Raw genomic sequence first — 12,073 nt, forward strand, 5'->3', positions numbered from 1 at the left:
AAATCAGTCTAATCACGCGTGTGAATATCATCAAATACACACATATCGCGCTATTAATCCTGTTGATTTCTATCATCAGTTCTGAGGCTTTATTTGCACAAGTTTCAGGCTATACATTTAGAAAGAAATTTGCAGTCGATAATGCACAAGTCAGTGGAGCTACCGACCTGACCGACTTCCCTGTTCTCATCTCACTTACAGATGCAGATTTACGAAGCACCGGTAACGGCGGTGATGTGGAAAGTCCCAATGGATATGATATCACTTTTACCTCTGCAGACGGCTCCACTGTTTTAGATCATGAACTTGAGTCATATGACGCTTCGACCGGAGAAATTCTTTTTTGGGTACGCTTCCCTACCCTTAATGCTACAACCGATACTGAGTTTTTTATCTACTATGGAAATTCCAGCCAAACCACAGATCAATCTGTAAATACAACCTGGAACTCCGGCTACCAGATGGTATTGCATCTGGATAGTGACCTCAGCGATGCTACTGCTAACGGCAACGATGGTTCCACCAGCGGAACTTCTGTAACAACAGGAGTTATTGGAGATGGCCGTGATTTTAATGCTGGAAGCGGAACCGATATTATCACTATTGCCGATGATCCGTCTATTGAAATTACCGGGGATATTACGATCTCTTTTTGGGTAAATGGTTCCAACCTCAATTCCGTAGGCCCTGATTTGGTAACCAAAGGTGCATACAACAGTTCGTATGCTGTTTACTACTTCAACAATATTACGGTTAACGATGATGGAACTGCTTTTGATGGCTCTGCCTTGAGCGACGGCACTGACTATTACGTTACCTTCACCAACAGCTCAACAAATGGGCGAACTATTTATATTGATGGTGCTCAGGATGTAACCAACGCCACCGCCTTCAACTTCACCCCTAACGGTGACAACCTTACCCTCTCCAGTGGAGACTACCAGTTTGATGGTATGATGGATGAGGTCAGGATTTCAAATGTAGCTCTTTCTGCTGACTGGATTGCAACCGAATTTAATAATCAGGGCTCACCGGGTTCATTTATTTCTGAGATTCCCGATCCCCCTGTACTTGCTGACATTGAATCAACCCCACAAAGTTTCTTTGCCGGAGGTTCACCAGTATTTATTACTTCTTCTATCACTGCAACTCATCCTTACACTACAAATCTTTCAAGTGCCGAAGTTGAAATCACTGGCAATTATAACGCTTCTGAGGATGTGCTTGCCTTTGTTGATCAAAATGGGATAACCGGAAGCTGGAGTTCGGGTACCGGTATCTTAACGCTAACTGGGTCCGCTTCTTTTGCCGACTACCAAACTGCGCTGCGCTCGGTTACCTATGAGAATACCGAAGCCTCTACTCCAGATCAGAATACAAGAACAATTTCAATTACTGTAAATGACGGTTCCAATGACAGTAATACCGAGACCAGAGACATCAATATCATTACTACTCTTACGGATCTTTCAACAGATTTATCCAATCCGGTTTTTCATTTCGATGCGCAGGATTTGAATGGAGATCTAACAGCCAATCAACCAGGAGATGGGACTGCCGTAGCTACATGGGGCGATCGTTCTGATAACGCTGTAGGCTCCGGAACCGACCTTTCATTTTCAGGAACTGGTGCTGAGCAACCTACCTTTAATTCAAACTATTTTGGGGAAAGAAGCGGGATATTTTTTAATGGAACCACAAACCAGCTGGATAGAGGTAACGATGCCTTGTTAAATACCAGTGCATTTACAGAGAAGTCTTTCGCAGTTATCTTTCGAACAGGTAATTCTACAGCCGGTCTTCAAATTATTTATGAACAAGGCGGAGGCAGTAATGGATACCAAATATCTGTTAAAGATGGGGAAGCATTTGCCTACGCTTGGAGTGTAAATGCCGAGTGGAACGGTACAGGTGGAGATGACCAGTCTATTAATCTGGGATCTGTTCAACCCAACGAAAGTTATATCGTTGTAGCAAGTCATGATGCCGGTCCCGGCACCTGGCAAGCTAGTTTGAATGACGGAACCGTATTATCAAGCGCCGGGACAGCCGGAACTATGAATACTCATGGTGGAGGACCAGTTATCGGAGCTGAAGATGGTACTAAAGACCCTGTTACTTTTGCAGGTAATCCTGGAGGTACTAATTATTTCGATGGTTTTATCGGTGAATTTGTATCCTGGAATACAGCCCTTAACGGTGGCCAAATGGCCAGCGTGTATGATTTTCTTTGTGATAAATGGTGCAACGAGCCTCCGGTGCTTGCTGCTATTGAAATGACAAACCTGGATTTTACAGAAGGCGATGCGGCCACTCTTATTACTTCTTCTATCACAGTAGCTGATAGTGATAATACCGTATTGGACAGTGCCAGAGTATCTATTTCAAGTAACTTTGAGTCGTCTGAAGATGTACTGGCCTTTACCCCAGTTGGCAGTATAACAGGCAACTATGATTCCGGTACTGGGATTCTCACTCTTTCAGGCTCCGATACAAAAGCTAATTACCAAACAGCTTTACGCTCGGTTACTTATGAAAACACAAATGGCGTAAGTCCATCCACAGCACTTCGCCAAATTGATTTTGAGGTTTTCGATTGGGATGATATAAGCAATACCGTTTCACGAAATATCAATATAATCGCTAATAACTCTACTCCTTCTCTTTCGGGAATAGCTGGTGCAGATTTGATCTACAATGAGGGCAGTGGAGCAGTTGATGGTAGTGCAGCCTTTACTGTATCTATTTCAGATGTTGACAATACGAATATGGAAAGTGCCACCATCGCCATCACCAATAATTACTTTTTAGGGGAAGATGAACTTGGGTTCCCTAACCAACTGGGAATCACAGGTAGCTGGAATTCTACCACTGGCATACTAACCCTAACAGGAACAGCATCCCTTGCTGATTACCAAACTGCACTTGAAGCCGTTACCTACGAAAACCTCAGTGCCGATCCGGTAGAACTTGTTCGTACTATTTCCTTCACGGTGAATGATGGTATAAGCAATAGTAATACAGAATCAAGAGGTCTGGACGTAGTTGCTACAAATTCTCAACCCATCTTAACTAACCTTGAAGTTTCTGAGCTGAGTTATGACAATGTTCCCCTTCAGCTTACTTCAACAATTGAAGTTTCAGACCCTGATAACACCCAGCTTGATAGTGCATTTGTTCTAATCACGCAAAACCTCAAGACCTCAGAAGATTCTCTCTTATTCACGGATATCTTTGGTATTACTGGCTCCTACAATGATGCGAGTGGTATTTTAAAGCTTGAGGGAACCAATTCTTTAAGTGATTATCAGACGGCTTTACGAACTGTTGAGTATAAAAACTTTGCCACCATTCCTACTGGTCCTGAACGCGAAATCAGTTTTGTCGCTCATGACGGAGACCTTGCCAGTGATACTGTAAAGCGGGTCATTGAAGTAAATGCGGTTGAAGCCATAAGTGGACTTGAGGTTTGGCTGCGTGCTGATACCGGAGTATTAACCAGCGGAAGTGTAGTGACTACATGGGAAGACCAAAGTGGAAATAACAATGATTTTGTAGGTGTTGCCGATGCCGGAACTGCCCCCACTTTTGTTAGCAGTTCAACTGCGCTAAACAACGAACCTTCTATAAACTTTGCTGGAAATGGAGATCATTTCGTTGATTCTGATGGAGAAAATTACATCAATGGATCATCTGAATTCACCATCTTTATGGTCTATAAATCTGATCTTACAAATACTGATAGAGGGTTATTCAACGCTCGGGTACCCAATAATGAAGACGCGGGTTTAACTTTCAGGTATGATGCGTCAGGTGCTAATAACGGAGGTTCTTTCACGAATGTAGTTAAAACCGGTATTCTTGGTAATGACCCCGACAATCAATTAGAAAGCTTTTCTGATATCCAATCTACCAGTGGACAGATTTTCAGCTTCCAGTGGCAAAGTGGGAATACTTACGACATTTTTATTGACGGTATTTTGAATAACCCGTCGTCGGCTGGCCCTCCTCCTACAGGAACCTTATCTGGAGCTACAACAGCCATTGTTGGAAAAGGCGGAAAAGACGATCCTAACACAAACAACCAAAGCTGGGATGGAGAAGTAGCTGAGTTTATTTATTACAGCAGGTTGCTTTCACAGGCAGAACGTGAAAATGTAGAAGATTATCTTTCTGAGAAATACACCCTATCCATTCGTAAGATTACGCCAGCAGATAATGGTGAAAACATTTCTTCTGACGATGCCAATACTACCTATACAACCCTAACCGGGCCTATCATTAAGGAAGGTTTTGCTGGCGAACTAACCGCTAGCGGAACTTTTGTTTTGGATGCTCCAACCGGCTTTGAATGGAATACCGGGGCCACTCCTACTGTAGTTACTTCAGCAGTTTATGGGGGTACTACTACTCTTGCTGCTTCATTTACCAGTATTACCACTTCTCAGGTTACTTTCACGGTAAATACCGCCTCTACTTCTAATCCCGGAGAAATCGATATTAGCGGCTTGGAAGTTCGCCCCACTACTACCACCCTTCCAAATACTGGAAACATTGTGAATACAGGAACCACAGGGTTAGGTGGAGGAACAAATTATGGGACTTTAACCATGGTTCCCGGCGTTCTTGACAGCCTGGTGATTACTCAGCAACCGGGTACCTCGAATGTGAACACCAATATTAGCCCGGCTGTACGTGTTCAATTAACCGACCAGTATGGTAATAGCGTAAAACAGGCCGGGGTAACGGTAGATATAGCTTTAACTTCTGGCTCAGGATCTTTATCAGGGACTACCTCCCGTCTGACCAACTCTTTGGGTATAGCTGATTTCTCTGACCTGCAAATTGATGCTGTGGGCTCAAAACAACTGACTGCAACTAGTTCTGGGTTGGATGACGCTGTGAGTTCTACCTTCAGTATTGTCAATGCTGGCGTACTCACAGGCTTCACTGTGGAGCGCGTTCCTTCCGGAAATATAAGTCCCAAAATTGCAGGTAATAATTTCAACATAAAAATTACTGCTGTTGACGGTTCCGGCACCCCCGTAACTACATTCTCTGGTACTACAGTCGTTACCTCTTCATGTTCTATGGGTACCGGGCAGGGAACAACCTCAAACTTCAGTTCCGGAGTACTTTCTTCATTAACAGTGAGTATCACCAGCGTCGGAAATTGTACCATAACGGCTACAAATTCAGCCGGATCTGAAAACGGAGTCAGTAACTCATTCTCAGTTTCTTCTGGTACCGTAGATGCTGGGAGTTCAACGATTACTGCCTCCCCTACGGTAATCTTAAACGACGGTGCAAGTACGTCTACCATTACCGTTCAGGCCAAAGATGCTTTTGGTAATAATAAAACAGCGGGTGGTGCAACCGTAGTTTTAAGTACAGATCAGGGATCTATAGGTAGTGTTACAGATAATTCAAACGGTACTTACACGGCAACCTTAACATCCTCTACAAGCATCGTTACGGCAACCGTGACGGGTACTTTGAACAGCACGGCAATCACTGACAATGCTTTAGTCGAATTTGCCTCATTCAGCCACATTTGGGAAAGTCAGTTGGGTTCCGTTGTAGATGCATCTAATTATGACGACCCCGACAACTGGAATGTAAACTCCGTTCCGGGACCTGCATCGGTAGTTTTAATACCGGCTAGTCCTGCCGTTGGTAATGAATTCCCTGTAGTTGATCAAACAGATACCGAGATAGCTGCACTTTCCATTGAAGCAAGCGCTGAGTTAACAGTTTCAGGTGGTGTTAACTTTATTGTCTCTGGTAATGTTTCTGGTGATGGAGAGTTGCTGGGCAGTAATATTGATTCCTTAACCATTGGAGGTGATTTAGACCTGCCTACGATCACCTTAGGAAATATAATTTTAAATGGTGGTGCTGATCAAACCATCAACAGCCCTCAGTCATTTGTCAATCTTGAAGTGGACAATCCTAATACTGTTTTTGTGACCGATAACTTTACCGTTACTGATCAGCTTACACTAACAGACGGTGAACTGTTTATCCCAAGTGGAAAAAATCTGATAGCTAATAATCAGGTTTATGGCACCGGTGTTATCCGTTTTCAGCGAAAAATTTCCGGGGTACAAGGTTGGCGAATGCTTTCTTCCCCTGTAAATTCTACTTTTGGAGATTTCTTGGATGGCACCTTAACCCAAGGTTACACCGGGGCTACTTACAGTACAGGTTCCAATCCAGGTGACACTCTTCAGCCCAATGTTCTTTGGTATCTTGAAGATTATGATACCAACCGGTTTGGCCTGCCAGCAACCGATAATGACCGCCTCAGAGCTCCAACAAACGCAACCAATTCAGTAGTTGCCGGTCGTGGCTATTGGGTGTATTTCTTTGGAGATATTGCTGCTGATCCGCTTTATAACGATCCCCTTCCTGATACTCTGGACGTAGCAGGACAAGAGTTTGGTTCTGGAGACATTGAGGTTGACTTCCAGGTAACCTACACTCCTGAGGCAGACTCAGGCTGGAACTTTATCGGAAATCCTTTTGGCGCAGCCATAAACTGGAATAACGCCGCAAACTGGACAAAGACTAACATGGAGTCCACAATCTACATTTGGGATCCTGCAGCAAACAGTGGCAATGGAGAGTTTTTGACCTGGAATGGATCTACCGGTTCGTTGGGAAGCGGGATTATCCCTCCTTTCCAAGGCTTCTGGGTGAAGGCAAATGATGCTAACCCGGTTTTGAAAGTTAAAAATGCTGCTAAAACAACCGGCGGTAATTTCCTAAGAAAAGTGAATGTAGCTGAGCAGCAAGAATTTGAAAATGCTCCTCCTGTGGTTGAAATTAAAGCGGAAGGAAACGGACTTTCTAAAGTAACACATGTGATGTTAAGCAAGTCAGGATCTGAAGGCCGTGATACTCAGGACGCATTGCGTTTAATTCCTTTTTCAGACTCTCATATTGAGCTGTATTCGACTTTAGAGAACGGAACTGAACTCGTTATTAACAACCGTCCTTCAGACTTTAAGAACCGGCAGAATATCCCTCTTCATTTTGAGGCTTACCGACAAGGTGAGATTGCTATCGGAAGCTATACCCTTAGCTGGCCAGGTTTGAGAAATGTGGCAGAAGAATGGTTAGTGCTACTGCTTGATCATGAAACCGGAGAAGAAATAAATCTCAGAGAACAGGAAGAATATACCTTTAATTATTCTTCAAAGTCTAAACTTGCTAAATCTAGTCCTTTAAACGGTCCGGCCAAGAAAAAAACGAAGAAAAAATCTCGCTTTACATTAAGAATTACTACCGAAGCTATCGAAGCAAACATACCGGAACAGGTATATTTGAGTCAGAACTATCCAAATCCTTTCAACCCAACTACCATTATATCTTTTGGTTTATCTGAAGAGTCAGAAATGAACCTTGAGGTATTTGACATTCTCGGACGAAAAGTTCAAACCCTCATTTCGGGAAGAATGCCGGCCGGTTCCTATACCATACCTTTCGACGGGAAAAATTTAGCAAGTGGTATTTATCTCTACAGAATCTTAACAAATCAGAAAGTTATTACGAATAAAATGGTCCTCATTAAATAACTCATTTTCAATTAACTCGCCCCTTTTTAAGATAAAGTATCTACTTAAGTTGTAAATGAGCTCGCTATAAACATTATTTTATTTTAAGAAATAATCTAATTTAACGCCCAAAAAGGCTTTTTTGGCACATTACCAGTTTCTGTATTTCATTTGAAATATTTAATTCGAAAAAACCTCTAATTATTCGTTCATTTATATAACAGAAAAAGCTAAAACTACTTTTTTTGTAACAACCGATGTTCTCATACTTCTTGTATGTGATGGCTTTTTTAACTTTAAAGCTGAATCGTTATGAACGACATTTCCGATATCCTATTCCTTAGCGCAGCCATGGTTATTTTTTCCATGCTCACCATTAATACTACCAGAAGTTTTCAATCTACTTCTAACACAGTAGTCAGATCCGACTTAGAATATAGAGCTATATCTATAGCTCAGGATGAGATTGATGATATTAGGTGGGCCCCTGAAGAAGAGATTGACCCTTATGGTGTCGATTATTTATATGGTGGAAATGACGAGGTTATTACAAAATCAATAGAATATGGCTTTGACGACGAATATTCTGAGTCATTTGAGATTACACGTTCTTCCACACAAATTGAAAATTCCTCTGACCAAAACAGATATAAAGTTACAATTTTAGTTGAATCAGAGAATGCTAACCCTGCTGTTTCCGTACAAATGGAATACATAAAAACTTACTTTAAGGATTAGGTGTAGCTATGAATTTGAGCATTATTACAAGTTTTGTGATTGGTGGTTTAATGTTGCTTTCTATCCTAGCCTTTAACATGAGGCTTACTTCAAGCACTCAGGAAACCACCCTATCTACCATTAATCAACAGAAGATGGATAATCTGGTTGAGATTCTTTCCTACGACATCAATAGGATTGGCTACAATAACGACACCAGTGTAGATATGGACAATCCTATTATGACTGCTGAAGATGATGAGATTGAATTCCAGACTTCTGACGGTAACATCCGTTGGTATATCAACACTGCTGATGAAGTTAGCACGACATCTAACCCCAATGATTTCTATCTGTATAGAGACGATGGCCCAGGAGTAGACGCTAGGTTTCCAGTCACTTTTTTTAGTCTGAAATACTATGACAAAGATGGAGCCGAGATTTCTGACATATCTTCCATCAGACAAAGGAATCTTAGCGTTGAGGTAAAATTAGTTGTGGAGTCTGCTGAACCTACTTCCTCAAGAAAATCATCTTCTGGGATCAGTGATACATATCATAGAACAGCGTGGAATAGAGTTTTTCATCCAACAAATATTAATAAGCCCTGGTATTAAACCTAACAAATAAGGAGTTATTATGGGTCGAGCAATGTTATTATTAGTGAGCGGACTTGTTATTCTTTCCGGAATAATACAGTACTCTAACAACAGAAGAGCTGAAATCTTGCCTCAGGAAACAAATGAGTACTATTATGAGCAACAGGCAAAAAATATATCCACAAGCCTGATTGATAATGCAATCCAAAATCTATTCCGGGACATGGAGTGGACTGGCAGTATTGATGCAGATGAAAATTTTAGTGGTGAAGGAAGTTTACGAATGTACAACATGGGTACCAGTGGGCTTGATACTGTCGAAAATAGTGTCCTAGAATGGGATCAATATAAGGTACTTATTGTAAGTGAAGGTAATTATGGCGGTTATGAATCTGAAATCGAGGTTCTTTTGCAGCGTGATTCATTCTCTAAATTTTCCTATTTCACAAACGAAGAACGCCTTCCAAATAGCAATACCCAAATATTCTTCTCCACCGGCGATGTTTTAACTGGTCCTATTCATAGTAACGGAACCTTTAGTATGGCGGGATCTCCCACATTTAATGGTGATGTTAGTAGCCCAAATGATTGGGTTGGTCAAAGTGGAGACTATGATGGTGCCACTTCAGAGGAACGCCACGGGAGTGATACTCCGCAATTTAACGGAACAGCGAACTTTGATATGGCAACGCCGCGTAACCTCCCGGGGCCAGAACAAATTGATGATTTAAAGGCTGCAGCACTTTCAGGTGGCATCACTTTTGATAGCGATGCTGAACTGGAATTTTATGTTGCTGATGATATAGGATATGTAAAAGAAACAGATACTGAGTGGCAACAGGAATGCGTATGGAAAGGCTGGTGGGACTGTGATTGGGTAGAGGTTGTAATAGGTGAAACGTCATACAACCTAGCTGATTACAACGGTTTAATTAGCGTTAACGGCATTGCAAAAGTAAAGGGCGAAGTAAAAGGTCAGGTTACTCTTCACGCTACTCAGGAAATTGAAATAATGGGTGATATCTACTACAACCAAAACCCAACCGCAGATCCTGATGTAGTTTCAAATGATTTGATGGGATTGGTAAGTGAAGGAAATGTAATTGTTGACAGGTATGCACATCAAGATAACGGAAGTAGTGATTTAACTATCCATGCGTCTATCATGGCTTTAGACAATGCATTTACTGTTGAAAATTATTCATCTGGAGGCAACAGAGGAGTGTTAAATATCCTGGGTGGTATCATACAGAAAAACCGAGGACCCGTAGGAACTTTTAATAGCTACGGAACAGCTTCAGGGTTCTCCAAAAACTATATTTATGACGAACGGTTACTAGAAACAATACCGCCATCGTTTCCAAGAGAAAGTATCTTCACAATTGTGTATTGGAAAGAAAGAACTTCGAGCTAATACTACTTACTTTCTCTAAACTGACTCAACAAAACTAATTCAAAAGAACACCTATAAGTACTAATATGGCTAAGAAAACAATCTCATTATTTCTATTTACACTATTTTTTACTTTAGGCGCACAGGCTCAAACAGTGATTTTTAATGTAAATCTAAAGCCAAATTTAGAGGATAGCATGTTTGTTCCTAATCAGGACAAGATGGTTATTATAGGTAACTTCTACCCTCTTGGTGTAAATCGTTCAGTCCAGATGTTTGATGAAGCTCCAATCGACAGTATTTACACAGCTGAAATCAGGTTTGGTTCTCGCTACCAGGGACAAGTTCTTGAATATAATTTTCAAATAGTTGATGAAAACGGCAACAAAAACACAGAAAGCATGGTCCGAAAGATCACTCTTAGTGCCGGTGAAACTGAAATCCCTCCTTTATATTTTAACGCGTTCGCCTGGTAGTTTTTTTATTAAGACCAACCGCTTTATCCCTCCTCATCTTAAAGCCTGATTTGAAACTTTTTTAAAAGATTTCCAATCCCTCATAGAACAATGTTCGTATGTACAAGAACAGAATTCTAATGTTAGAATCAGTCTAAAAATTTCCTAACGTTAGAAGTTTTTAATAATATTGTTTTGAAAATAAATTAAACCAAAATCTATGAGCGGTTACACTGAAGTTTTATATGTCATCTTTGCTATGACCATCGTTTCTACCATGGCTCTCAATGCCAACCGGTTTATTCAAGTCAACAATTATTCAATGGTTGAGGGACAGCTCGAAGAGCAGGTAATTGCCTACTCCCAGAATATCATTGAAGAATCTCGAGCATTGGCTTTCGATGAAGCCACTACTTACGACGCAACTGGAAATAGTACGGTTCCAGTTTACATTCCTAATGGATTCTCAAGCCTTGGAACCGATGGCGAAGCAGGCAGAACCCAATTTGATGATTTCGATGATTTTAATGGATTTTCTGAGACTGTTAGTATCGCTGGCGTAAAGTACGATGTTAATGTAGTTGTTGAATATGTAGTTACAAGTGATTTTGAGACTTACACTAAGTCATTCAACAAGTCTACCTTAAAAAGAATCACGGTTAACATGGAGTCCGATTTTTTAAGGAAGAATCAGAATTCTGATAACACTAATTACAACTTTAGCTTTATAAGAAGCTACTACGCGGATTAATATGAATTTCGGAATTATTATCAGCTACATCATTGCCGGTTTTCTCTCCATTACTATTCTCATGGTTACTTATAACGTGGGGTTCAGTAATCAGGAGGTAACTACCACTTTGATAAAAAAGACACACTCCAGAAGTATTCAGGACATCATTGTCAATGACATTCCAAAAATCGGATATCAAAATAAAACAGTTCTTGCCAACAAGTTTGTAACTGCAGATAGTGATGAGATTTCCTTTTACAGTGATTTAAATAACGATGGTACTATAAACCAAATTACCTGGAAATATACTGACCTCCCTTCTCCTGGATCAAAAAATCCCAATGACAATATTTTGAGACGCACAGTTGACGGAGATGAAACTGAGATTAATGTTGGAGTTACAAGTTTCACTATTCGTTACTACGATGAGTATGGTTCTACAACGCCAATGGCTACACCAATAAGCAGTTCAAACTTTGATGATATTATACAAATTGAGGTCGAGCTGGAACTTCAAAGTAGTTATGATCTGAGCTATAGAAACTCTGATGATGAAAACTACATTACAACAAGCTGGCAAAAACGATTTTCTCCAGTCAATCTTAGACCAAATTAGG

Annotated in this window: 7 protein-coding genes; all 7 read left to right on the top strand. The window is 41.0% G+C overall.

Translation table 11 applies throughout. The annotated features are described in order from the left end of the window. The first annotated feature begins 20 nt into the window (after positions 1-20). The 7 genes from CL667_03285 (at position 21) to CL667_03315 (ending at position 12,072) form a co-directional block, all read left to right on the top strand. Entirely contained in the window at positions 21-7,580 is a 7,560-nt protein-coding gene (locus CL667_03285; protein MAL16713.1) for a hypothetical protein, read from the top strand. A 291-nt stretch (positions 7,581-7,871) separates the two neighbouring features. Then, a complete protein-coding gene (locus CL667_03290; protein MAL16714.1) occupies positions 7,872-8,297 on the top strand; it encodes a hypothetical protein in 426 nt (141 codons plus the stop codon). A gap of 8 nt (positions 8,298-8,305) precedes the next feature. Beyond that, complete coding sequence (locus CL667_03295; protein ID MAL16715.1) at positions 8,306-8,893, top strand: hypothetical protein; 588 nt, start codon at positions 8,306-8,308, stop codon at positions 8,891-8,893. A 22-nt stretch (positions 8,894-8,915) separates the two neighbouring features. Then, positions 8,916-10,289: a hypothetical protein gene (locus CL667_03300; GenBank protein ID MAL16716.1), complete on the top strand. Its 1,374-nt coding sequence runs from the start codon at positions 8,916-8,918 to the stop codon at positions 10,287-10,289. A 65-nt stretch (positions 10,290-10,354) separates the two neighbouring features. Continuing rightward, entirely contained in the window at positions 10,355-10,744 is a 390-nt protein-coding gene (locus tag CL667_03305) for a hypothetical protein (GenBank protein ID MAL16717.1), read from the top strand. 199 nt (positions 10,745-10,943) lie between these two features. Continuing rightward, the gene (locus CL667_03310; protein MAL16718.1) at positions 10,944-11,474 is read left to right on the top strand and encodes a hypothetical protein; all 531 of its coding nucleotides are present in this window, start codon (positions 10,944-10,946) and stop codon (positions 11,472-11,474) included. A 1-nt stretch (position 11,475) separates the two neighbouring features. Next, the gene (locus CL667_03315) at positions 11,476-12,072 is read left to right on the top strand and encodes a hypothetical protein (GenBank protein ID MAL16719.1); all 597 of its coding nucleotides are present in this window, start codon (positions 11,476-11,478) and stop codon (positions 12,070-12,072) included. The last annotated feature ends 1 nt before the right edge of the window (position 12,073 follow it).

The sequence above is a fragment of the Balneola sp. genome (assembly GCA_002694685.1).
Classification (GTDB): Bacteria; Bacteroidota; Rhodothermia; order Balneolales; family Balneolaceae; genus Gracilimonas.